This is a genomic window from Streptomyces sp. BE20, from assembly GCF_036322525.1.
Lineage (GTDB): Bacteria > Actinomycetota > Actinomycetes > Streptomycetales > Streptomycetaceae > Kitasatospora.
Genome location: NZ_JAQYWW010001090.1, coordinates 83,558 through 107,180, shown reverse-complemented (window position 1 = coordinate 107,180; position 23,623 = coordinate 83,558). Strand labels below are relative to the sequence as shown.

17 protein-coding genes are annotated in these 23,623 nt (G+C 72.5%); 8 read left to right on the top strand and 9 right to left on the bottom strand.

The features are described 5' to 3' along the window. The first annotated feature begins 60 nt into the window (after positions 1 to 60). The gene (locus PUR61_RS31965; protein WP_329883201.1) at positions 61 to 384 is read left to right on the top strand and encodes a DUF3817 domain-containing protein; all 324 of its coding nucleotides are present in this window, start codon (positions 61 to 63) and stop codon (positions 382 to 384) included. Between the two features lie 124 nt (positions 385 to 508). Here PUR61_RS31965 and PUR61_RS31960 read toward each other — a convergent pair whose 3' ends face one another. Both PUR61_RS31960 and PUR61_RS31955 read right to left on the bottom strand, forming a co-directional pair. Next, positions 509 to 2,122: a M4 family metallopeptidase gene (locus tag PUR61_RS31960; protein WP_329882991.1), complete on the bottom strand. Its 1,614-nt coding sequence runs from the start codon at positions 2,120 to 2,122 to the stop codon at positions 509 to 511. Between the two features lie 485 nt (positions 2,123 to 2,607). Further along, complete coding sequence (locus tag PUR61_RS31955; protein ID WP_329882990.1) at positions 2,608 to 4,245, bottom strand: M4 family metallopeptidase; 1,638 nt, start codon at positions 4,243 to 4,245, stop codon at positions 2,608 to 2,610. Between the two features lie 491 nt (positions 4,246 to 4,736). On the opposite strand from PUR61_RS31955, the gene PUR61_RS31950 reads away from it, so the two are divergent. From PUR61_RS31950 to PUR61_RS31940, 3 genes are all read left to right on the top strand, one after another. Further along, the gene (locus PUR61_RS31950) at positions 4,737 to 5,276 is read left to right on the top strand and encodes a MarR family winged helix-turn-helix transcriptional regulator (protein WP_329882989.1); all 540 of its coding nucleotides are present in this window, start codon (positions 4,737 to 4,739) and stop codon (positions 5,274 to 5,276) included. A gap of 75 nt (positions 5,277 to 5,351) precedes the next feature. Further along, entirely contained in the window at positions 5,352 to 5,693 is a 342-nt protein-coding gene (locus tag PUR61_RS31945; protein ID WP_329882988.1) for a DUF3817 domain-containing protein, read from the top strand. A gap of 220 nt (positions 5,694 to 5,913) precedes the next feature. Beyond that, a complete protein-coding gene (locus tag PUR61_RS31940) occupies positions 5,914 to 7,599 on the top strand; it encodes an acyl-CoA mutase large subunit family protein (RefSeq protein ID WP_329882987.1) in 1,686 nt (561 codons plus the stop codon). Between the two features lie 97 nt (positions 7,600 to 7,696). Here the strand turns inward: PUR61_RS31940 and PUR61_RS31935 are convergent, their stop codons facing one another. Further along, entirely contained in the window at positions 7,697 to 8,257 is a 561-nt protein-coding gene (locus tag PUR61_RS31935; protein ID WP_329883200.1) for a TetR/AcrR family transcriptional regulator, read from the bottom strand. A 503-nt stretch (positions 8,258 to 8,760) separates the two neighbouring features. Between PUR61_RS31935 and PUR61_RS31930 the strand changes: the two genes are divergently transcribed. The 4 genes from PUR61_RS31930 (at position 8,761) to PUR61_RS31915 (ending at position 13,302) form a co-directional block, all read left to right on the top strand. After that, positions 8,761 to 9,756, top strand: coding sequence for a tetratricopeptide repeat protein (locus PUR61_RS31930; RefSeq protein WP_329882986.1), 996 nt, complete (start codon positions 8,761 to 8,763; stop codon positions 9,754 to 9,756). Between the two features lie 636 nt (positions 9,757 to 10,392). After that, positions 10,393 to 11,058, top strand: a complete 666-nt coding sequence (locus PUR61_RS31925) for a DUF6230 family protein (RefSeq protein ID WP_329882985.1) — start codon at positions 10,393 to 10,395, stop codon at positions 11,056 to 11,058. 130 nt (positions 11,059 to 11,188) lie between these two features. Next, the gene (locus PUR61_RS31920) at positions 11,189 to 11,827 is read left to right on the top strand and encodes a DUF6114 domain-containing protein (protein WP_329882984.1); all 639 of its coding nucleotides are present in this window, start codon (positions 11,189 to 11,191) and stop codon (positions 11,825 to 11,827) included. Continuing rightward, positions 11,824 to 13,302: a hypothetical protein gene (locus PUR61_RS31915; protein WP_329882983.1), complete on the top strand. Its 1,479-nt coding sequence runs from the start codon at positions 11,824 to 11,826 to the stop codon at positions 13,300 to 13,302. Before PUR61_RS31920 ends, PUR61_RS31915 begins: the two co-directional genes overlap by 4 nt. Positions 13,303 to 13,396: 94 nt before the next feature. On the opposite strand, the gene pyk is transcribed toward PUR61_RS31915, so the two are convergent. The 6 genes from pyk to PUR61_RS31885 all read right to left on the bottom strand — a co-directional run bounded on the left by pyk (position 13,397) and on the right by PUR61_RS31885 (position 23,408). Continuing rightward, positions 13,397 to 14,827 carry a pyruvate kinase gene (gene pyk, locus PUR61_RS31910; protein ID WP_329882982.1) on the bottom strand — a complete coding sequence of 477 codons (1,431 nt, stop codon included), beginning with the start codon at positions 14,825 to 14,827 and terminating at the stop codon, positions 13,397 to 13,399. 94 nt (positions 14,828 to 14,921) lie between these two features. Further along, a complete protein-coding gene (locus PUR61_RS31905) occupies positions 14,922 to 16,136 on the bottom strand; it encodes an acetate kinase (RefSeq protein ID WP_329882981.1) in 1,215 nt (404 codons plus the stop codon). Continuing rightward, entirely contained in the window at positions 16,133 to 18,295 is a 2,163-nt protein-coding gene (pta, locus tag PUR61_RS31900) for a phosphate acetyltransferase (protein WP_329882980.1), read from the bottom strand. The genes PUR61_RS31905 and pta overlap by 4 nt, the downstream gene beginning before the upstream one ends. A 109-nt stretch (positions 18,296 to 18,404) precedes the next feature. Then, complete coding sequence (locus PUR61_RS31895; RefSeq protein ID WP_329882979.1) at positions 18,405 to 19,085, bottom strand: hypothetical protein; 681 nt, start codon at positions 19,083 to 19,085, stop codon at positions 18,405 to 18,407. 146 nt (positions 19,086 to 19,231) lie between these two features. After that, positions 19,232 to 21,766 carry a 1,4-alpha-glucan branching enzyme gene (gene glgB, locus PUR61_RS31890; protein WP_329882978.1) on the bottom strand — a complete coding sequence of 845 codons (2,535 nt, stop codon included), beginning with the start codon at positions 21,764 to 21,766 and terminating at the stop codon, positions 19,232 to 19,234. A 151-nt stretch (positions 21,767 to 21,917) separates the two neighbouring features. Next, complete coding sequence (locus tag PUR61_RS31885) at positions 21,918 to 23,408, bottom strand: maltokinase N-terminal cap-like domain-containing protein (protein WP_329882977.1); 1,491 nt, start codon at positions 23,406 to 23,408, stop codon at positions 21,918 to 21,920. Positions 23,409 to 23,623: the final 215 nt, after the last annotated feature.

Here is a 23,623-nt window from a genome sequence, read left to right as displayed (position 1 = left end):
TGGGCCGGACGCTTGTGAGCCGATTCACAAGTGATCTCCGACCCCCGCATCGAGGTACCCATCGTGAACAGCAGCGCCGTCCACCGCCTGCGCCTGGTCTCCGGCCCCGAAGGGGTCTCCTTCCTCCTCCTGCTGCTGTGCTCGGTGCTGAAGCGCACCACCAGCTTCAACGGCGTGCCCGTGATGGGCATGATCCACGGGATCCTCTTCATCCTGTACGTGGTCTTCTGGATCATGGCCTGGCAGGCGCAGAAGTGGGACGTCAAGCGCGGCGCCGTGCTGTTCATCCTTTCGGTGCTCCCCGGCGGCGGCTTCGTCGCCGAGCGGATGCTCGCCAGGGAGGAGCGCGCCGGCGGCCCGGTCGGGAAGCCCGTCACGGCCTGAGCCGCCGACCGGTCCGACCCCGCCGCGAACGCCGACAGGCTGCCGGGGCCCCCTCTCCCAGTGGGCCCCGGCAGCCTGTCGCTTTTCCGGGAGTGGTCCGGTGGCGACTAGTTGACGTTCACCGCTAGTTGACGTTCACCGCGCTCCAGGCCGCGGCCACGGTGTTGTACTCGGTGCTGCCGGCGCCGTAGAGGTCCTTGGCGGCGTTCAGCGTGCCGGTGCGGGCCGCCTTGTAGTTGGTGCTGGAGGTGAAGTAGGTGGTCAGCGCGCGGTACCAGATCGCCCCGGCCTTGGCGCGGCCGATGCCGGTGATCGTGGAGCCGTTGGAGGTCGGGCTGTTGTAGCTGACGCCGTTGATCACCTTGGCGCCGCTGCCCTCCGAGAGGAGGTAGAAGAAGTGGTTCGCGACGCCCGAGGAGTAGTGGACGTCGATGCCGCCGATGCCGGAGTACCAGGAGTCCTTGGACGAGCCGTCCTTGGAGGGCTTGTCCAGGTAGCGCAGCGGCTGGCCGTTGCCGAAGATGTTGATCTTCTCGCCGATCAGGTAGTCCGGCACGTCCACCGGCAGATTGGCGTACCACTCGACCAGGGTGCCGAAGATGTCCGAGGTGGCCTCGTTGAGGCCGCCGGACTCGCCGGAGTAGGTGAGGTTGGCGGTGGCGGAGGTGACGCCGTGGGCCATCTCGTGGCCGGCCACGTCGATGGCGGTCAGCGGGTTCGAGTTGCCGGTGCCGTCGCCGTAGGTCATGCAGAAGCAGGAGTCCTGCCAGAACGCGTTGACGTAGGCGTTGCCGTAGTGGACCCGGCTGCTCGCGCCGACACCGTTGTTCTTGATGCCGTTGCGGTTGAAGGTGTTCTTGAAGTAGTCCCAGGTGGCGCTGGCGCCGAACTGCGCGTCCACCGCGGCCGACTGGGTGTCGGAGGCGAGGCCGTTGCCCCAGTTGTTGTCCGCGTCGGTGTACAGCGCGTTGCCGCTCTTCGCGTTCCCGGTCCACTGGTTGCCCCGGGACGCGTCCTTGAGCTGGTAGGTGGAGCCGCTCTGGGTGGTGGTCAGGGTGACCGAGCCGACGTGGACGCCCTTGCCGGTGCCGGTCGCGGTCTGCACCTCCTCGTGGGTGGAGAGCACCTTGCCGCTGGCGGCGTCGGTGATCAGCCGCTGGCTGCTCGGGGTGCCGTCGGCCCGCTCGCCGTGGACCACCGTCTGGTAGGCGAGGCGGGGGCTGCCGTCGCCCGCCCAGACGACCAGGGTGGGCGGGCTCGCGCCGTCGACCCGGCTGACCGGGATCTCGTCCGCGTCGGCGGCGATGCCGACGGTGGCCCGGACCGAGTCGACCGCCTGGGTGGAGGCCGTGCCGGCGGAGAGCGCGGGGGTGAGGCTCGGCAGCGAGAGCCGGCCGTCGAAGGCGCGGTCGACGGAGGTGATCGTCCCGTTGGCCTTCTGGTGCACGATCAGGTCGCCGCCGAGCACCGGCAGGCCGGCGAACGTCCGGTCGTAGCGCAGGTGCCGGGTGCCGTTGGCGTCGACGATGGCGTCCTTGACGACCAGCGTCTCCTGGCCGCCGAGCGCGAGGGCCTGGGCGAGCGGCGCGGCCTGCTGGCCGGCCAGGGCGATCAGGGCTTCCCGCTGCTGGACCGGCGCGGGGGGCGCGGCCTGGGCGGGGGCGGCGGCGACCTGGATGGCGCCGGCCAGCAGAGCGGTGGCGGAGAGTACGGCGCCGGCTGTCAGCTTTCGCTTCACGTACGGGGTTCCTTCCACGAAACCGCGGGTGCGCGGTCACGCCGCATACCGGGGCACCGGGGTTGGCGCCGTGGGGCGGTAGGGCGTTGACGTGCTGTCCCGTGCGGCCTGGCGGTCCGTCGATGGGTGGGGGCGACGGCCGCCCGACGGGGCGTGGTCAGAAGCATGACAATGCAGGTTGTGAAAGAACAGGGTGCGGCCGGCGATTGGCCAGGTCCCGCCACGCGCAGGTGCGGGAGGTGACGGAGCGCCGGGTGTCCGGTTCGGGACGGTTCGTCCGGCTGGCGGGATCCCGCCAGCCGACGGGCCTTGCCGGGCCCGGCGGCCGTTGCTACCGCGCGCCCGTGCCCGTGCCCGCGCCCCCGGCGCTCGCGCGTACGGGCGGCGCGTGGACGCCCGGAGGCCGCCGGTGGCGGAGGTCCGGGAACGCCGGACGCCCGGGGCCTCCCCTCCCAGTGGGGACCCCGGGCGTCCGGCACGCGGCGTCAGTTGACGTTGACGCCGCTCCACGCGGCGGCCACCGCGTTGTACTCGGTGCTGCCGGCGCCGTAGAGGTCCTTGGCGGCGCTGAGGGTGCCGGTGCGGGCCGCCTTGTAGTTGGTGGTGGAGGTGAAGTAGACGGTCAGCGCGCGGTACCAGATCGCCGCGGCCTTGGTGCGGCCGATCCCGGTGAGGGTCGAGCCGCTGGAGGTCGGGCTGTTGTAGCTGACGCCGTTGATCACCTTGGCGCCGCTGCCCTCGGCCAGCAGGTAGAAGAAGTGGTTGCCGACGCCCGAGGAGTAGTGGACGTCCAGGCTGCCGACGCCCGAGGACCAGGAGTCGGCCGATCCGCCGTCCCTGGAGGGCTTGTCCATGTAGCGCAGCGGTGTGCCGTCACCGTTGATGTCGATCTTCTCGCCGATCAGGTAGTCCGGCTTGTCGGCGGGGAGGTCGGCGGACCACTCGACCATGGTGCCGAAGATGTCCGAGGTGGCCTCGTTGAGGCCGCCGGACTCGCCCGAGTAGTTGAGGCCGGCGGTGGCCGAGGTGACGCCGTGGGTCATCTCGTGGCCCGCGACGTCCAGTGCGGTCAGCGGGTGCGTGTTGCCGTCGCCGTCGCCGTAGGTCATGCAGAAGCAGGAGTCGTTCCAGAACGCGTTGACGTAGTTCTTGCCGTAGTGGACGCGGCTGGTGGCGCCGACGCCGTTGTTCTTGATGCCGTTGCGGCCGAAGCTGTTCTTGTAGTAGTCCCAGGTGGCCGCGGCGCCGAACTGCGCGTCCACGGCGGCCGACTGGCGGTTGGCGGCGGTGCCGTCGCCCCAGGTGTTGTCGGCGTCGGTGAGCAGCGTGCCCGACCCGGAGGTCCTGCCCTTGAGGTCGCTGGTGGACTGTCCGCCGCGGGAGGCGTCCTTCAGCGAGTAGCCGCCGCTCGCGGTGGAGGTGGTCAGCGGGACGCTGCCGACGAAGACGCCGGTGCCGGTGCCGGAGGCGGTCTGCACCTGCTCGTGGCTGGAGAGCACCTGACCGGTGGCGGCGTCGGTGACCAGCAGCTGGCTGCTCGGGGTGCCGTCGGCGCGGAGGCCCTCGACGGTGGTCCGGTACGCCAGGCGCGGGTTGCCGTCGGCGGCCCAGACGACCAGCTGGGCGGCGCCCGCCCGGCGGACCTCGGTCACCGGGGACTCGTCCTTGTCGGCGGCTATGCCGACGGTGGACTGCACCGCGCCGGTGGCCTGCGAGGCGGCCTGGTCGGCGGGGATCCCGGGGGTCAGGCTGGGCACCGAGATCTGCGCGGCGACGGCCTTGTCGACCGCCTTCACCGCGCCGTCGGGCGCCTGGTGCACCACCAGGTCGCCGCCGAGCACGGGGAGGCCGGCGAAGGTGCGCTCGAAGCGGAGGTGTCGGGTGCCGTCGGCGTCCACGACGGCGTCCTTGGCGACCAGCGTCTCCTGGCCGCCCAGGGCGAGCGCCCCGGCCAGCGGGCCGGACCGGCCGCCCGCCGGCGCGATCAGGTCGGCGCGGTGCTGCGCGGCCTGCGCCTGGGCGGACCGGGTCGGGGTGGCCTGGGCCGCGGTGCTCACCTGGATGACGCCGGTGAGGAGGGCGGTGGCGGAGAGTACGGCGCCGGCTGCGAGCTTTCGCTTCACGTACAGGTCCTTCCGGAAAACCGCGTGTGCGCGGTCGCACCTCGCTCCGGGATGCCGGGGTTGGCACCTGAGGGGCGGAACGGGCGCTGACGTGCTGCTCCGTGCGGTCCCCGGCGGTCACCGGTGAGTGGGGGTGGTGATCGCCGGACGGGGCTGGGCGAAAGCATGACAATCCAACAAGTGAAATGACAGGTCTGCTTCATCGATTGGCCAGGTCTCGCCAATGCGGCGGATCGTGAACAGGGCGACAAAAGGGGACGGATCACCCTTCGCGCGGCGGGTCACCGTCCGAACCGAGGCCTGATCCCGGGCCGGACGTCGGTTCGTCGGCCAACCACCGGACCCGGCCTGCGGGTTGGCGGGGGTTCACATCCGCGCAACGTCCTGGTCCGGACCTGGTGGACCGGCTGGCGTGATCCCGCCACGTGTCGCACTTGTCCACCATCAGGACGCCTGGTAGCACCAGCCCCACCCGCCGGTACGGTAAGGGCGTGGCCAAGCCCCTCGCACTCGACTTCGATCCGATCGCCCGCGCCGACGAGCTGTGGACCCGCCGCTGGGGGGCCGTCCCCTCGATGGCGGCGATCACCTCGATCATGCGCGCCCACCAGATCCTGCTCGCCCGCGTGGACGCGGTCCTCAAGCCGTACGGACTGACCTTCGCCCGCTACGAGGCGCTGGTGCTGCTCACCTTCAGCCGGACCGGCGAGCTCTCGCTCTCCAAGGTCGGCGAGCGGTTGATGGTCCATCCGACCAGCGTCACCAACACGGTCGACCGCCTGGAGCGGGCCGGCCTGGTCGCCCGCCGCCCCAATCCGCTGGACGGCCGCGGCGTGCTCGCGACGATCACCGCGCGCGGCCGCGAGGTCGTCGAGGAGGCCACCCGCGGGCTGATGTCGGTGGAGTTCGGCCTGGAGGAGTACGACGCGGACCAGTGCCGCGAGGTGTTCGACCTGCTGCGTCCGCTGCGGGTGGCGGCCGGCGACTTCGACGAGGCGGAGGCCGAGGGGCCTGCGCGGGGCGGGGCGTGAGGACGGTTACCCTCGTGGGAGCGGTGCGCGGAACGGGCGTGCCCCCCGATCCTGCCGAGCGAGGCGATTGAAGATATGAAGGCGACCCCCCTGCTGGGCTGGTACCGGGCCCTGGCCATTGCGACCGGTGCGGCTCTGCTGGTGTTCTGCGGCTTCATGGTGGCGAAGTACGGCTTCGACGCGGCCGAGGACGCGACCACGTACGTGGCGATGCTGCACGGCTACCTCTACATCGGGTACTTCGTGGTGACCTTCATGCTCGGGCAGAAGCTCAAGTGGCCGCTGGGCCGGATGATCCTGACCCTGGCCGCCGGCTGCATCCCGTTCGCCTCCTTCGTCGCGGAGCGCAAGGTGGTCGCCGAGGCCGCCGCGAAGCTGCCGTCCGGCGACGCCGCCCGCCAGCCCGCGGGCGTCTGACCGCAGGTGTTCCACAGGGCGCTCTCCCCCGTCGGGGAGGGCGCCCTCCTGCGTGCCGTACCCCGTTCCGCCCGGGGGCCGCCCGTCGGCCGCCGAATTCCCCGCATGTCGTACCGGACGTCCGTCGACAATTACTAGGACGTCCGAGTAAATTAGTAGGACGTCCTAACAGCAGTGTCGCCCGCTGGTGCGGCGGCCGTACGGAGCGGAGTTCGGGGTCATGGACGCCGAGGAGATCGAGCGCGGACGTCAGCGCTGGCAGCAGCGGTACGACAGCGCCCGCAAGCGGGACGCGGACTTCACCACCCTCTCCGGGGACGAGGTCGAGCCCGTCTACGGGCCGGCCCCCGGGCAGGCCTACGAGGGATTCGAGCGGATCGGCTGGCCGGGCGAGTACCCGTACACCCGGGGCCTGCACCCGACCGGCTACCGCGGCCGGACCTGGACCATCCGCCAGTTCGCCGGCTTCGGCAACGCCCAGCAGACCAACGAGCGGTACCGGATGATCCTGGAGGCCGGCGGCGGCGGCCTCTCGGTCGCCTTCGACATGCCCACGCTGATGGGGTACGACTCCGACGACCCCAAGTCGCTCGGCGAGGTCGGCCACTGCGGCGTGGCCATCGACTCGGCCGCCGACATGGAGGTGCTGTTCGGCGGCATTCCGCTGGGCGAGGTCACCACCTCGATGACGATCAGCGGCCCGGCCGTCCCGGTCTTCTGCATGTACCTGGTCGCCGCCGAGCGCCAGGGCGTCGACCCGGCGGTGCTCAACGGCACCCTGCAGACCGACATCTTCAAGGAGTACATCGCCCAGAAGGAGTGGCTCTTCGCCCCGGAGCCGCACCTGCGCCTGATCGGCGACCTCATGCAGTACTGCGCCGAGGGCATCCCGGCGTACAAGCCGCTCTCGGTCTCCGGCTACCACATCCGCGAGGCCGGGGCCACGGCCGCGCAGGAGCTGGCGTACACCCTGGCCGACGGCTTCGGCTACGTCGAGCTGGGCCTCTCCCGGGGCATGGACGTGGACGACTTCGCGTCCGGCCTCTCCTTCTTCTTCGACGCGCACCTGGACTTCTTCGAGGAGATCGCCAAGTTCCGCGCCGCCCGGCGGATCTGGGCCCGGTGGATGCGCGACCGGTTCGGCGCGAAGACCGACAAGGCGCAGTGGCTGCGGTTCCACACCCAGACCGCCGGCGTCTCGCTCACCGCCCAGCAGCCGTACAACAACGTCGTCCGCACCGCCGTCGAGGCGCTCTCGGCGGTGCTCGGCGGCACCAACTCGTTGCACACCAACGCGCTGGACGAGACCCTGGCGCTGCCCTCCGAGCAGGCCGCCGAGATCGCCCTGCGCACCCAGCAGGTGCTGATGGAGGAGACCGGCATCACCAACGTGGCCGACCCGCTGGGCGGCTCCTGGTACGTCGAGGCGCTCACCGACCGGATCGAGCAGCAGGCCGAGGAGATCTTCCGGAAGATCCTCGACAAGGGCCGGGACGACCACGAGATCGGCCCGATCACCTCCGGCATCCTGCGCGGGATCGAGGACGGCTGGTTCACCGGCGAGATCGCCGAGGCGGCCTTCCAGTACCAGCAGGGGGTGGAGAAGGGGGAGAAGCGGGTCGTCGGCGTCAACTGCCACCCGCGCAGCGTCACCCCCGAGCTGGAGATCCTGCGGGTCAGCCACGAGGTGGAACGCGAGCAGGTGCGGGTGCTGGGCGCACGCAAGGCGGCCCGGGACGACGCCGCGGTCCGGGCCGGGCTGGACGCGATGCTGGCCGCCGCGCGGTCCGGTGCGTCGATGATCCCGCCGATGCTGGACGCGGTGCGGGCCGAGGCGACCCTGGGCGAGATCTGCAACGCGCTGCGCGACGAGTGGGGCATCTACCGGGAGACCGCCCGGTTCTGACCCCGCCCGCCCCGGCGGGCCGAGAGCCGCCCCGCACCTCCGTGTGCGGGGCGGCTCTCGGCCGTCGGGGCGCCGCCGGACGGCTCCGGCGGCGCCGTCAGGGTGCCAGCAGGCTGGGGAACGGCCCGAGCAGCAGGTTGGTGAACCGCCGGGTCCACTCGCCGGTGATCGGCTCGCCGCTGACCAGCACCCGGTGCTCGACCGTCCCGGCGATGGTGTCGAAGATGATGTCGATCTCCTCCCCGGCGGTCTTCTCGTCGCAGTCCGGGGCCAGCTCGCCGCGCGCCTGGGCGGCGGCCCTGCCCTGCCGGACCAGTCTCTTCTGGGGGTCGACGATCGCCTCGCGGATCCGCCGGCGCAGCTGCCGGTCGCGGGTGCCCTCGGCGAACAGGGCGAGCAGGGCCGCCTGGGTCTCCGGTCGGGCCAGCAGGTCGGCGAACTGGGCGACCACGCCCTCGATGTCGGCCCGCAGGCTGCCCAGGTCGGGCATCACCAGCTCGTCGAAGAGGCTGGCGACGGCGTCCACCACCAGCTCGTTCTTGGACGGCCAGCGCCGGTACAGGGTGGTCTTGGCGACGCCCGCGCGGGTGGCGACGTGGCCCATGGTGAGACCGCCCCAGCCGAGGTCGGCGAGGGTCTCGCGGGTGGCGTCCAGGATGGCGCGGTCGGCGGCCGCGCTGCGTGGACGACCCTTGGCGCGGACGGTCGCGCCGTCGGAGTTCTCCGGGGTTTCCGGAGGTTCGTCCGGGCGGGCCGGGTGCGCCGGGGTCACGGGGGGCTGGGGGGCCGGCACCGGGCCTCCTTGCAGTTTACCGGTAAGTAACATGGGTGGGGCTGGTAACGGTAGCGACTTCACCGTGTCCAGGTCAGCCGGGCCGAGCCGGAAAGTGGGGCAGCTCACGTTGCGGGAGTGCCGGCGGGGGTTGCGGCGGGTGCCCTCGATCCAGTTACGCTACGACTCGTAGCGAAAGCTGACGACGACCAGGCGCCGCCACCCCGTGGGACGGGAGCGGCACGGGTGCGGATGGGGATCCGCGCCGAACGGTTCAGGTTATCGGGGGTCGGGTTCTCCACCGGGGGAATCGAGGCCGCGCAGCCCGCGCGGGTCGGTTTTCCGGAAGGTGGTGCCCGCAGGCAGGGCGGACGGGGGAGGATGGTGCCATGCAGCCACGGAATTCGCGTCCCAACAGCTCCGCCCTGCGCGGTGCGGTCGATCTCGCCGCAGTGAAGGCAGCCGGCGAAGCTGCCCAGAAGGCCGAGCAGGCCCGGGCCGAGCGGGCCCGCCAGGCGGCCGCCGCCGAGGAGGACGGAGTCGCCCCGGTCGGGGCCGACTACCCGCTCGTCATCGATGTCACCGAGGACACCTTCGAGACCGAGGTCGTCCAGCGCTCCACCGAGGTGCCGGTCGTCATCGACTTCTGGGCCGAGTGGTGCGGGCCCTGCAAGCAGCTCAGTCCGATCCTGGAGCGTCTGGCCGAGGAGTACGCCGGCCGGATCGTGCTCGCCAAGATCGACGTCGACAGCAACCAGCTGATCGCCCAGCAGTTCGGCATCCAGGGCATCCCGGCCGTGATGGCCGTGGTGGCCGGCCAGCTGGTGCCCCTTTTCCAGGGCGCCGAGAACGAGGCCAACGTCCGCAAGGTGCTGGACCAGCTGATCCTGGTCGCCGAGCAGCGCTTCGGCATCGTCGGCGGTGCCGGTCTGCCGGGCGGCGCCGAGTCCGCCGAGGCGCCGGGCAGGCCCGAGGACCCGGCCCTGGCGGCGGCGCACGACGCGCTGGACCGGGGCGACCTGGGCGGCGCCGTCCAGGCGTACGAGAACGTGCTGGCCGAGCAGCCGGGCAACACCGAGGCGAAGCTCGGCCTGGCCCAGGCGGAACTGCTCCGCCGGGTGGAGGGTCTGGACCTGCAGGCGGTCCGGGCCGCGGCCGCCGCGGACCCGAAGAACGTCGAGGTGCAGCTGCAGGCGGCCGACCTGGACCTGGTGGGCGGGCACGTCGAGGACGCGTTCGGCCGTCTGGTCAACACGGTGGGCAGGACCTTCGGCGAGGAGCGGAACGCCGTCCGGGTCCGGCTGTTGGAGCTGTTCGAGGTCATCGGCACCGAGGACCCGCGGGTCACGGCGGCCCGCCAGGCACTGGCGCGCGTGCTCTTCTGAGGCCCTGTCGTTCCGGGGCCCGCCGGGCGGGCCGGAGGGCGCTGTTCCGGCACGGTGGACGACCTGCGGTGCCGCTGGTGATTTGGCGACAATCCGGTCGCCGCGCCAGAGGTTTACCAAATCTTGACAACACCCGTGGACGGTCACGACATGTGACCGTCCACGGGTGTTTCACTGATGTTTCCGGGGGATTTCGCCGTCACGATTCCTTCAATTCGTGACTCTGTGTGTTCATGTGGCTGATTCCATGATCATCGCCGTCCGCTGTTGGATTACCCGTCAGTAATGAACCTCTTGTGCTCAGCCCGGGATTCGAGCAGCATCGGCACGCCCGGTCCCCACACTCCAACTCCCGGCAGCCGGCCGGGGACGACGGAGCGGGGGATCCCCACCGGGCAGCCGTCGGCCCCGGCCGCCGGCATGAAGGCAGGGGGGTATCCGCGGTCCCACGGCGGTTCCTGTCCTTCGTCAGGCCGCGCTGCCCGCGCGGTCACTGGTTGTCGCTCGGGGGGATCGCCCGTGTTGTCACGGCGCTCTCCGCTACCGAGGACGTAGCTCTCTCCCATCCCAGGCCCCCCACCGGTGCGGGACGCACCGCCGGGGAGCCGGAGATGTACGTCCGATAGGAGGACACGCATGTCCCAGACCCACGGCAAGACCCGCTGGAAGCGCTTCGCCCTGGTGATGGTGCCGAGCGTCGCGGCCACCGCGATGGTCGGCGTCTCGATCGCCAACAGCGCGCTCGCGGCGTCGTTCAGCATCTCGGGCCAGCAGTTCAAGGTGAAGACCTCGCACCTCAAGGGCACCAACTTCGCCCAGTTCGGCACGGTCGACATCGAGGCCAACGGCACGCCGCACCCGGTCGCCGTCTCGGCCTTCGACGACGCCATCATCGAGAACCTCTGCCAGTCGGTGGTGACCGACCTCTCGGCGCTCGGCCTCGGCAAGATCACCCTCCAGCTGAACGCCGGTACCGACAAGGACAAGCCGGTCACCGCGCACAACCTGCTGATCGACCTGGAGCAGCTGAAGGCCGACGCGAAGTTCACCGACATCAACATCGGTCAGGACGCCTCGACCCTCACCGGTTCGGCGACCCAGGGCTGGAAGGGCCACCCGGCCCTCAAGGAAGCCGGCAAGAAGCTTCCGACCGGCGCCGTCGGCTTCGCCCAGGCCGCCAGGGAGGCCGACCTCACCGGCGTCGAGCAGGTCGCACGCGCCACGTCGGCCGGCACCTTCGTCCTCAACGGTCTGAGCCTCAAGCTCAAGAGCGGCGACGGCCCGGGCAACGAGTGCTTCTGAGCCTCGTCTGACGGTGCGCCGGTCGGCGCACCCGAGTGAGGGGTCCTTCAGGGCCGGGGGCGGCGGGCGACCGCCGGTCCCGGCCCCACGCCACTGTTTCTCCCTCGTAGAGACATCGAGGAGCTGCACCATGTCCAGCGCAACGGCCGACGCTCGGCCCGAACACCGGAACCCGGTCGGATGGCTCTGGCGGAACTTCCGCGAATTCCGTCGTACCCGGCCCTTCTGGGGCGGTCTGCTGGCCATGATCGCCGGCGTCCCGATCCTGTACTTCCCCTATGCGAACCTGTCGCTGGGCGGCGTCACCATCGCCATGTCGACCACGGCGGGCGCCGGTTCGCTGATCATCGGCGTGCTGCTGATCCTGCTCGGCTTCACCGCCTGGTTCCAGCCCGCCGTGCGGATCTTCGCGGGCGTCGCCACCACGCTGCTCATCCTCGTCTCGATCCCGGTCTCGAACCTGGCCGGCTTCGGCCTGGCCCTGCTGCCCGGGCTCATCGGCGGCGGGCTGATGATGGCCTGGGCGCCGGTGCCGGAGGCGGCGGTCGAGGCCGTCGACCCGGGGGCCGACCAGGGCGTCGCCGAGAGGACCGCCACCGGGACGACTGCCGCCGGGGCGTTCGCCGCCGAGGGGACCGCCGCCGAGGCCGCCACCGCGCCGCTCCCGGTCGTCCCCGCCCAGGGTGAACCGTCGGTCGGAGGCCCGGCCGGGCCCCCCGCCGAGGGAACAGTTCCGCCGCAGGCCGGCGAGCCCGAGGAGGTTCGGTGACCGAGCCCGACGAGCGGCAGGGCGATCCCGTCGTTCCCGCCCCGCGCTCCGCCCGGCACGCGGCGCCCCGGACACCCGTCCGGATCCGCCTGCGCGGCCGCGCGCTGGCGATGGCCGCGGTACCGACCGCCCTGCTGATGGCCGCCGCCTACACGCCGGGCTCGGCCATCGCCGAGACCTCGGCGAGCAAGCCGTGCGCCACCGCGCCGGACGCCGCGCCGCTGCCGCCGAAGGTGGCCGAGACGCCCGTCCCGAAGAGCGAGCTGCCGCCGCCGATCCCGGGCCCGTCGGTCCCGCTTCCCGAGGCGACCGCTCCGGTGACCCCACCGGCGAGTGGGCCGGCCACGGCCCCGACGGCCGTCCCCACGCCCGCCGTCCCCACGCCCGCCGTCCCCACGCCCGCCGTCCCGCCGACCGCCGCGCCGACGACTGCCGCGCCGTCGGCACCTCGGCCGCCGGCCGCGACCCCGCCGCCGGCCGCGACCGCCGGCACCGCGGGCGGGGCCACCCGGGCCGGGCTCATCGACGACATCGTCGGGGGCGTCATCGACCTGGTCCGCCCGGGCGGTGCGCCGAGCCCGACCGCGGCGCCGTCCGCCGGCGTCCACGCGGTGGCCCCGGCCGCCCCCGCGCCCTCGCCGACCGGACCCGCCCCGACCGCACCGGCGCCGACCGCCACCGCGCCTGCGCCCGTCACCCCGAGCGGTACGGCGAGCGGTGTCCCGAGCAGCACCCCGTCCGGAGCACCGAGCGGTTCGGCCTCGGCCAAGCCCGCCGCCAAGCCCTCCACCAAGCCCACCGCCGGTTCCTCCGCGGGCTCCGGGGCGAGCTCCTCGCCGTCGGCCCCGGCCAGGTCCTCCGCGCCGGGTACCCCGACGCCCTCCGGTCCGGCCTCGGCCACGCCGACCAAGGACCCGAACTGCCTGGTCGACACCAAGGCGCTCAACCCGGCCGGCAAGCCGCCGGACAACCCGATCCTCGTCCCGGACCAGAACTGGACCCTGCAGACCTCCCGGCTGGTGCTGAACCACGCGGTGCTGCTCGGTGTGGTCAACGTCCAGACGCCCACCGGCACCAAGCGGGTGCTGAAGTTCGAGGTCGAGAGCGTCGACATCGAGAACCTGCACATGTCGACGCTGGAGGGCAACGACAAGACCTTCCACGTCAAGGGCGCGCCCGGCTCGGTCTCGACCATGCGCAGCGGCACCGTCACCATGTACGTGGAGCGGCTCTCCGGCCACCTGTCCAAGGTGCTGGGCCTGCCGATCCCGATCGACCTGGGGGAGCTCACCCTCACGCCGGACGGGCCCCTGCCGCAGTGGCTGTACGACCTGATAGGTCAGCTCCAACTGCCGCTCTGGCTGGAGCTGACCGGCGTCACCGCCGTCCAGGCCGGTCAGTTCGGCGGCACCCTGACGATCCCCGGTATGCAGCTCTACAACGACGACACCCCGTACGTGGGCAACGCGAAGTAGCCCCGGGCGGGCTCCGGCCCGGACACCGGCACCGAACGCCCGTGGGGCGGCCCCTCCGGTCGGAGGAGCCGCCCCACGGGCGTCGTGCGGGGGACTACTTGTCGCTGCGGGTACCGAGGTGGTGGACCTGGACCATGTTGGTGTTGCCGGGGACGCCGGGCGGGGAGCCGGCGGTGACGATGACGGTGTCGCCCTCGGTCAGCTCGCCGATGCGGAGCAGTTCGCCGTCGACCTGGGCCACCATCTCGTCGGTCGAGCCGACCTGCTCGGTCACGTGGGCCTCGACGCCCCAGCTCAGCGAGAGCTGGTTGCGGGTGGCGTTGTCCGGGGTGAACGCGATCACCGGGATCGGCGAGCGGTACCGGGAGAGCCGGCGCGCGGTGTCACCGGACTTGGTGAACGCGACCAGCGCCTTGCCGTTGAGGAAGTCGCCCAGCTCGCACGCGGCGCGGGCGATCGAGCCGCCCTGGGTGCGCGGCTTGCGGCCCGGGTTGAGCGGCTGGAGACCCTGGGAGAGCAGCTCCTCCTCGGCCTTCTCGCAGATCCGGCTCATGGTGCGGACGGTCTCGATCGGGTACTTGCCCACGCTGGACTCGGCGGAGAGCATGACCGCGTCGGTGCCGTCCAGGATGGCGTTGGCGACGTCGGAGACCTCGGCGCGGGTCGGGCGCGAGGCGTGGATCATCGACTCCATCATCTGGGTGGCGACGATGACGGGCTTGGCGTTCCGGCGGGCCAGCGTGATGAGCTGCTTCTGGACCAGCGGCACCCGCTCCAGCGGGTACTCGACGGCCAGGTCACCGCGGGCGACCATGATGGCGTCGAAGGCGAGGACGATCTCCTCCATGGCCTCGACGGCCTGCGGCTTCTCGATCTTGGCGATGACCGGCACCCGGATGCCGACCGCGTCCATGACCTCGTGGACGTCCTTGACGTCGGCCGCGTTGCGGACGAACGAGAGGGCGACCATGTCGACGCCCAGCTCCAGCGCGAAGCGCAGGTCGTCCTTGTCCTTCTCGGACAGCGCGGGCACGTTGACGGCCGCGCCGGGAAGGTTGATGCCCTTGTTGTTCGAGAGCACGCCGCCCTCGACGACCACGGTCCGCACCCGCGGGCCGTCGACGCTGACGACCTCCAGGGCGATGACGCCGTCGTTGATCAGGATCGGGTCGCCGGCCTTGACGTCGCCGGGCAGGCCCTTGTACGTGGTCCCGCAGATGTGCTGGTCACCGGGGACGTCCTCGGTGGTGATGGTGAACTCGTCGCCGTTGTCGACGGTCACCGGGCCGTTGGCGAAGGTCGCCAGACGGATCTTGGGACCCTGGAGGTCGGCCAGGACGCCGATGGCCTTGCCGGTGTCCTCCGAGACCTGGCGGACCTTGCGGTACCGCTCCTCGTGGTCCGCGTGGGTGCCGTGGCTCATGTTCAGTCGGGCGACGTTCATGCCCGCCTCGACGATGGCCTTCAGCTGTTCGTAGGAGTCCGTCGCCGGACCCAGGGTGCAGACAATTTTCGCTCGGCGCATATCGATCAGTCTATCCGTTCGTGTTATAGGTGCATTCGGCCCGAATCGAGAGGAATCGCCGACGAAGGATTCCGGGGAGCGAGACGACGGGGGGTCAGTTTTCGGACGACCGGTGCACCAGGGCGAAGGTCTGCCGGGCGATCTCCAACTCCTCGTCGGTGGGCACGACGGCGACCGCCACCCGTGCGTACTCGGGGGAGATCAGCCGGGGCTCGCGCGAGCGTACCGAGTTGAGTTCCGGGTCGACCGCGATGCCCAGCCCGTCCAGGCCGGCCGTGGCGGCCGCCCGGACCGGTGCCGCGTTCTCCCCGACACCCGCCGTGAAGGCGATCGCGTCCACCCGGCCGAGCACCGCGTAGTACCCGCCGATGTACTTGCGCAGCCGGTGGATGTAGGCGTCGAACGCCAGCCGAGCGTCCTCGTCGCCCTCCTCCGCGCGGCGCATGATCTCGCGCATGTCGTTGTCGCCGCACAGGCCCAGCAGGCCGCTGCGACGGTTGAGCAGGTCGTCGATCTCGTCGATCGAGAGCCCGCCGACCCGGTGCAGGTGGAAGACCACGCCCGCATCGATATCACCCGAACGAGTGCCCATCACCAGGCCCTCCAGCGGGGTCAGCCCCATCGAGGTGTCCACGCACCGGCCGCCCGCGACCGCCGACGCCGAGGCGCCGTTGCCCAGGTGCAGCACGATCACGTTCACCTCGGCCGGGTCCTTGCCGAGCAGTCGCGCGGTGGCCCGCGAGACGTACTGGTGCGAGGTGCCGTGGAAGCCGTAGCGGCGCACCCGGTGCCGGTCGGCGACCTCCTTGTCCACCGCGTACCGGGCGGCGTGCTCCGGCATCGAGGCGTGGAAGGCCGTGTCGAACACGGCGACCTGGGGCAGGTCGGGCCGCAGCGCGCGGGCCACCTCGATGCCGGTGATGTTGGCCGGGTTGTGCAGCGGGGCGACCGGGATCAGTCGGCGGATCTCCCGGAGCACGTCGTCGGTGATCACGGTCGGCTCGGTGAACCGCAGGCCGCCGTGCACCACCCGGTGGCCGATCGCGGCCAGCTCCGGGGAGTCCAGCCCGAGGCCGTCGGCGGCCAGCTCCTCGGCGACCGCCTTCAGCCCCGCGCCGTGGTCGGGGAAGACCTGGACGCTCTCCCGCTCGGCGCCGCCGCGCGGGGTGTGCACCAGCCGGCCGCCGGCCTCGCCGATCCGCTCGACCAGCCCGGAGGCCAGCCGGGCGCCGTCCAGCATGTCGATCAGCTGGTACTTGACCGACGAGGAGCCGGCGTTCAGCACCAGGACGCGGGTACCTTCACTCATGCCGTTGCTCCTTCGCGGCGTTCCTGGGACTGGATGGCGGTGATCGCCACCGTGTTGACGATGTCCTGCACCAGCGCACCGCGCGAGAGGTCGTTGACCGGCTTGCGGAGTCCCTGGAGCACCGGGCCGACGGCGACCGCGCCGGCCGAGCGCTGGACGGCCTTGTAGGTGTTGTTGCCGGTGTTGAGGTCCGGGAAGATCAGCACGGTGGCCCGGCCGGCCACCTCGGACCCCGGCAACTTGGTGGCCGCGACGTGGGCGTCGACCGCCGCGTCGTACTGGATCGGCCCCTCGACCAGGATGTCCGGGCGCAGCTCGCGGACGAGTTCGGTGGCCCTGCGGACCTTGTCGACGTCCGCACCCGAGCCGGAGGTTCCGGTCGAGTAGGACAGCATCGCGACCCGCGGCTCGACGCCGAACTGGGCGGCGGTGGCGGCCGACTGGATGGCGATGTCGGCCAGCTGCTGGGCGTCCGGGTCCGGGTTGACGGCGCAGTCGCCGTACACCAGCACCTTGTCGGCCAGGCACATGAAGAAGACGCTCGACACGATGGCCGCGCCCGGCGAGGTCTTGATCACCTCGAAGGCGGGCCGGATGGTGGCCGCGGTGGAGTGCACCGCGCCGGAGACCATGCCGTCGGCGATGCCCTCCTGGACCATCAGGGTGCCGAAGTAGGAGACGTCGGTGACCACGTCCAGGGCCAGTTCGACGGTCATCCCCTTGTGCGCCCGCAGCTTCGCGTACAGCTCGGCGAACTGGCGGCGCAGCGGGCTGGTGGTCGGGTCGACGATCCGGACCTGGGCGCGGTCGGCGGCCGGGTTCTCGGCCGGGAGGTCGATGCTCAGGCCCGCGGCCTTGCGGCGGACGGCGTCGACCTCGCCGAGCAGGGTGAGGTCGCAGATGTTGCGGCGGAGCAGGATCTCGGCGGCGCGCAGCACCCGTTCCTCGGTGCCCTCCGGCAGCACGACGTGCCGGCGGGCGCCCCGGGCCCGCTCCAGCAGCGCGTGCTCGAACATCATCGGGGTCACCCGCTCGGACCGGCCGACCTCGATCAGGTTGGTCAACTCGGCCGTGTCCACGTGCAGTTCGAAAAGGCCGAGGGCGATGTCGGCCTTCCGTGGGCTGGCTGCGGAGAGCTTGCCCTCCAGGTGGGTGAGCGCGGCGGCGGTGAGCCAGCTGCCCTCCGGCACGACCGCGACCGGGGTGCCGGGGGCCAGCCGCGCGGCGAGTGCCATCACGTTCGGCCCTGGGTGCTGGCCGAGGGTGAGCAGCACGCCGGCGATCGGCGGCGCGCCGGCGGCGTGCGCGGCCAGCGAGCCGATCACCAGGTCGGCGCGGTCCCCGGGGGTGACCACCAGGGCGCCCTCGGTCAGCGCGTCGAGGAAGGTCGGCAGCATGGCGCCGCCGAAGACGAAGCCGCGGACGTCCCGGGCCAGGCCGGCGGCGTCCCCGATCAGCACCTCGGCGCCGGTCGCCTCGACCAGCTGGGCGACGGTCGGCGCGGCCAGCGCCGGCTCCTCGGGGATGACGTACGCGGGGATCGGCAGCTTCTCGGTGAGCTTGCGCTGGACCGGCTGCTTGGCGCCCGGTGCGACCCGGTTGGCGACCATCGCCAGGGTCTCGCAGCCCAGGTCGGTGTAGGCCCGGTGGGCGTTGCGGACCTCGGCGACCACCGTGGCGGCGTCCTCGCCGTGCCCGCCGACCACCGGCAGGACGGCGGCGCCGAACTCGTTGGCGAGCCGGGCGTTGAAGGCCAGCTCGTCCGGGATGTTGGTGTCCGCGAAGTCGGTGCCCAGCACCAGTACGGCCTGGCAGCGCCGCTCCAGTGCCCGGAACCGGTCCACCAGGACCGAGACCAGCTCGTCCTGTCCCTGGGCGGCCTGGAGCGCGGCGGCCTCCTCGTACGTCAGCCCGTACAGCTCGCCGGCCGGCAGGTCCAGCCGGTACCGGGCCCGCAGCAGCTCGACCACGTGGTCCGACCCGGGCTCTCCCCCGGCCGGGCGGCCGGAAGCCGCTCCCACGGGCGCGTGCGCGTGTACCAGCGGACGGAACACCCCGACCCGGTCCACCTGGCGGGTGAGCAGCTCCATGACCCCGAGCTCCACCGCCTGTCGCCCGTCCCCCCGGTCGATCCCGGTCACGTACACGCTGCGCGCCACGTGGCTCTCTCCGTCCCGTCGTCTCAGAAAGTGGTCATATCGACCATACCTTCGCACCCTGAACGCCCGTCCGCGAGCAGAGTGGTCGTACCCCGGCAAGGGGCGAAGGTCACAGGGGCGAGAAGCGGTCCGGGCCGACGAGCTCGACCACGGCTCCCCGGTCGAGCTCGTCGAGGCGGAGCACGGTCACCCGCTTGTCCAGCAGCCAGCCGTGCCGGCGGCGGAGGGTGTCGTTCGGTCCGGGCCGCCAGCCGTCGGCGGCGAGCCGTTCGCGCACCCGGCGGCCCACCTCGGAGCCGGGCAGGCCCTCGGGGCTGCCGAGGGTGAGTTCGCGGACGCAGAAGTGCAGGGCGCAGCGGGGATCGTCGCCGCTGTCGTGTTCGACGGTGAGCCCGGCCGGCAGCGAGAACTCGGCCCGGGCGGGGGAGTACGGCTCGTGGACGGCCAGCTGGTAGAGGAGGCCGATGACGAGGCCGATCAGGCTGTGGGCGGCGGTGGCGAGGGTCGCGACGGCCACCGGGCGGCTGTACTCCGGGGACGGCCGGGGGCCGCACCGCCGCCGCTCGACCAGCGCACCGGCCAGGACGACCAGGCCGGCGGCCAGCGGATAGCCGGCCTCGGACTCGGCGGTGGCCCGGCTGTGGAACCAGCCGTGTTCCAGTCCGACCGGGACGGCCGCCAGGCCGGCGAGGACGGCGCCGACCGTCGCTCCGGTCGTGCGGGTGCGCGCCAGCACCGCCCAGCAGGCCGGGGGCAGCAGAACGTAGGCCCACCCCAGGAACGTTGCCACGCGCGAGGCCCCCCAGCCGCCGACGATCAGTAACCGCCCGGGGGAGCCTAGGGGCCACCGCCGCCAGGCACAACGGCCCCTGCCACGGGGCGCGACCGCGCCGCGGGGGCGGGTGCCGGGCCCGGGGCCGGCACCCGCCGGGAGCGTCAGACGGGGCGCAGCCAGAGGGTGGCGAGCGGGGGGAGGACCAGTTCGGCGCTGCGGGGCTGGCCGTTCCACTCGACGGGCTCGGACTTCACGGGGCGGGAGTTGGCGACGCCGCTGCCGCCGTAGGTCTCGGCGTCGGTGTTGAGGACCTCTTCCCAGAGCTGGTCGCGGCCGTCGAGGGCGGGCAGGCCGACGCGCCGGCCGTGGCGGACCACGGGGGAGAAGTTGCAGACGGCGACCAGCGGGGTGCCGTCCGCGGCGTACCGGACGAAGGAGAGCAGGTTGTCCTCGGCGGCGCCGCCGTCGAGCCAGCGGAATCCGGCCGGGGTGGTGTCCAGCTCCCAGAGGGCGGGGGCGTCGAGGTAGCGGCGGTTGAGGTCGCGGACGAGGCGGCGGACACCCAGGTGGTCCTGGTGGGCGGGCCACTGCTCGTCGAGCACCCACCACTGCGGGCCCTGCTCGTGGTCCCATTCGGCGCCCTGGGCGAACTCCTGTCCCATGAAGAGGAGCTGCTTGCCCGGGTGGGCCCACATGAAGCCGAGGTAGGCGCGGTGGTTGGCGCGCTGCTGCCACCAGTCGCCGGGCATCTTGGAGACCAGGGCCTGCTTGCCGTGCACCACCTCGTCGTGCGAGATCGGCAGGATGTAGTTCTCGGAGTAGGCGTACACCATCGAGAAGGTGATCTCGTTATGGTGGTACCTGCGGTGCACCGGTTCCTTGCCGATGTAGACCAGCGAGTCGTGCATCCAGCCCATGTTCCACTTGAGGCCGAACCCGAGGCCGCCGCTGTCGGTGGGCCGGGTGACGCCGTCCCAGGCGGTGGACTCCTCGGCGATGGTGATGACGCCGGGGCAGCGGCGGTAGACGGTGGCGTTCATCTCCTGGAGGAACGAGGCCGCGTCGAGGTTCTCCCGCCCGCCGTACTGGTTGGGGGTCCAGGCGCCGCCCTCGCGCGAGTAGTCGAGGTAGAGCATCGAGGCGACGGCGTCGACCCGCAGGCCGTCGATGTGGAACTCCTCGCACCAGTAGACCGCGTTGGCGACGAGGAAGTTGCGCACCTCGACGCGGCCGTAGTCGAACTCCAGGGTGCCCCAGTCGGGGTGCTCGGCACGCAGCGGGTCGGCGGGCTCGTACAGCGGCTCGCCGTCGAACCGGGCGAGTGCGAAGTCGTCCTTGGGGAAGTGCGCCGGCACCCAGTCGACGATGACGCCGATGCCGTGCCGGTGCAGGGTGTCGACCAGGTGCCGGAAGTCGTCGGGGGTGCCGAGCCGGGCGGTGGGCGCGTAGTAGCCGGACACCTGGTAGCCCCAGGAGCCGCCGAAGGGGTGCTCCATGACCGGCATGAGCTCCACGTGGGTGAAGTTCAACTCCTTGAGGTACCCGGGGAGTTCCTCGGCGATGGCGCGGTACGAGGTGAGGTCGGGGCGCCAGGACGCCAGGTGCAGCTCGTACACCGACATGGGGGCGCGGTGGTGTGCGGTGCGGGCCCGGCCGGCCATCCACTCGTCGTCCTGCCAGCGGTGGGCGGAGGTGGTGACGACCGAGGCGGTGCCGGGCGGGATCTGCGCGGCTCGGGCGAGCGGATCCGCCTTGTCGAGGATCCAGCCCTGCCGGGTGCGGATCTCGTACTTGTACTGGGTGCCCTCGCCGAGGCCGGGCACGAACAGCTCCCAGATGCCGGAGGAGCCGAGCGAGCGCATCGGGTGGCCGGAGCCGTCCCAGTGGTTGAAGTCGCCGATCAGGCGGACCCCGGCGGCGTTCGGCGCCCAGACGGCGAAGGCGGTGCCGGCGACCCCGTCGACGGTGCGCACGTGGGAGCCGAGGGCCTGCCAGAGCTGCTCGTGCCGGCCCTCGGAGATCAGGTGGAGGTCGAGGTCCCCGAGGGTGGGCGGGGTGCGGTAGCCGTCGTGCTGGCGGATCGGCTCGATGCCCGGGTAGCTGACCAGCAGCCGGTAGTCGACCGGGTCCGACGCGGCGGGTCCGGTGCCGGGGAGCAGCCCGGTGAAGAGGCCGCTCTGCTGGTGGGTGAGCTCGGCGGGTCCGAGCGCGGTCTCGACGACGACGCGTTCGGCGAACGGGCGGAGCACCCGGATGGCGGTGCCGCCGTGCACGGGGTGGGCGCCGAGCAGGGAGTGCGGGTCGTGGTGCTGTCCGCCGACCAGCCGGTCGACCTCGGCGGGCGGCAGCGGCGCCTCGGGCAGCCGCAGTGCCCCGGACGGTGCGGCGGCCTCGGCGGCGGCACCCGCCCGGTCGGTGGTCCCGGTGTCGGCCGGGCGCCCGGCCGAGACCCCGGCTGCCGCGGCGGCGGTCCTGGTGCCGGCGGGGGCGTCGCGGGCCTCGGGGCCGGCGACCGGGGCCCCGACCGGGGCCGGCGCGGCGTTGGCCGGGGCGGCGTTGGCCGGGGCCGGTACGGCCGGCGGCCGCGGCTCGGCCCGCCGGGCGGTCGCGGGCTCGCGCTGCGGGGAGTCCGGGCCGGCCAGGAAGGTGGCCGGCACGGTGCGGGTGGTGCGGCCTGGCGGGTCGAGCGGCGTCACTGCGAGGACCTCCTGGATCGGGGCCGGCGGGTTCGGAGGGGCGTCGGTGAACTCGCCGGCGGCTGGTTCCGGCGGATGAGGGTGGACTCGGGTGGAGCGGGGGACAGCGGGTGGCGACAGGTGGAGCCGGACGGAGCCGGACGGAGCGGGATCAGACGGTGAGCGCCAGGCGGTTGATGGCGGCGAGCGGGATCGGCAGCCAGCTCGGCCGGTGCCGGGCCTCGTACACGACCTCGTACACCGCCTTGTCGATCTCCAGGGCGCGCATCAGTTCGGGGGAGGCGGCCGGGTCGGTGCCGCCGCCGGCGGTGTATCCGGCGCTGTAGGCGGTGCGGTTGCGCTGCGCCCAGGCGGCCGCGAGGTGGGCCAGTTCCGGGTCGGACGGCCCGCCGGCGAGCAGGTGGGCGGCGGCGTAGTCGAAGGAACGGAGCATCGCTGCCACGTCCCGCAGCGCCGTCTGCGGTTCGCGCCGCTCGGTCACCGACTTGGCGGGTTCGCCCTCGAAGTCGAGCAGCACCCAGCCGTGCGGGGTGCGCATGGCCTGGCCGAGGTGCAGGTCGCCGTGGATCCGCTGGACCGGCAGGCCGTCGGGGTGGGCGTCGGCCATCTGCTGGAAGGCGGAGCGCAGCGCGGCCCGGTAGCGCATCAGCCCGGGGACGGCGGCGACCGCGCTGTCGAGGCGGTCGGTCATCGCGGAGGCCAGCCGTCGGGTCTGCGCGCGGTCGAGGCGGGCGACGGGCATCGAGCGGGCCAGTACCCGGTGGACCTCGGCGGTGGCCCGGCCGAGCCGGTGGGCCTCGATGGCGAAGTTGCCGGGGGACGGGTCGCCCTTGAGGCGGCCGACCTGGTCGAGCGCGAGTTCCCAGCCGTCCTCGGCCTCGGGCAGGTAGCGCTGGAGCAGCCCGAGGGTGGCCGGCTCGGCGCGCTCCAGACGGCTCTCGAACCAGGCGGCGACCCGGGGGATGCGGGTCGAGCCGGCCCGGGAGAGCGCCAGCGAGAGTTCGAGGTCGGGGTTGGTGCCGGGGTGGATGCGCCGGAACAGCTTGAGGATGTAGGAGGTGCCGTAGATGACCGAGCTGTTGGACTGCTCGGCGGTGGAGGCGCGGCCCGGGAGGTTGGTGGGAAGCCCGGAGCCGGGGGTGCGGCGGAACGACAGCGAGCCGAACCGGTCGCCGGTGGCGAGGTGTTCGAGCAGCCGACCGGTGAGTTCGGGGTCGTGCACGGCGTCGTAGAGGGCCGCACCGTCGTACGGGCCCTGGGTGAGCCGGCCGAGGACGGCGGTCGGCTCGATGCCGGCCGGGCCCTGCGAGCGGATGCCGAGCAGCAGCTGGTACAGGTCGCCGTGCGGCGCGCCGGCGGTGGTGGCGTGCTCGACCCGGAGCAGCAGGTGCAGCAGGGCGGGGTCGCCGACCTGGAGGGGGGTGCCGACGAGGGGGGTGAGGCCGGTGATCGGCCGTCCCTTGCCGGCGTACCAGCGCTGGGTGGGGAGCCACTCGGCGATCAGGGGCAGAGCCGCCTGGACGAGTTCGCTGACCCCCAGGGCGGTTCTCCGGGCCCCGGCGCCTCGCGTGCCGACCGGCACGGCGGAGCCGGCGGGGGTGTCACGGTGCAGTGGAGCTTGAGAACGGGAGGTTTCGGACATGACTCCCTTTCCCCGGAAGAGGCGGGCGGACTGCCCGACGGGTCTGGCCGGGTCCGTCAGTCTTCCGGATTGCGGCGGCGCGGCGGCGACGGCACGCGAGCGTTGCGCCCGGGTGTCACGCCTTCGTGTGGGTGGCCGTTGGGCTGTTCTCCGTACGCGGTGGTGCAGAGAACTCCGGGGGCGCGGGTTCGAACTCGCGCCCCCGGAGGGTTCGA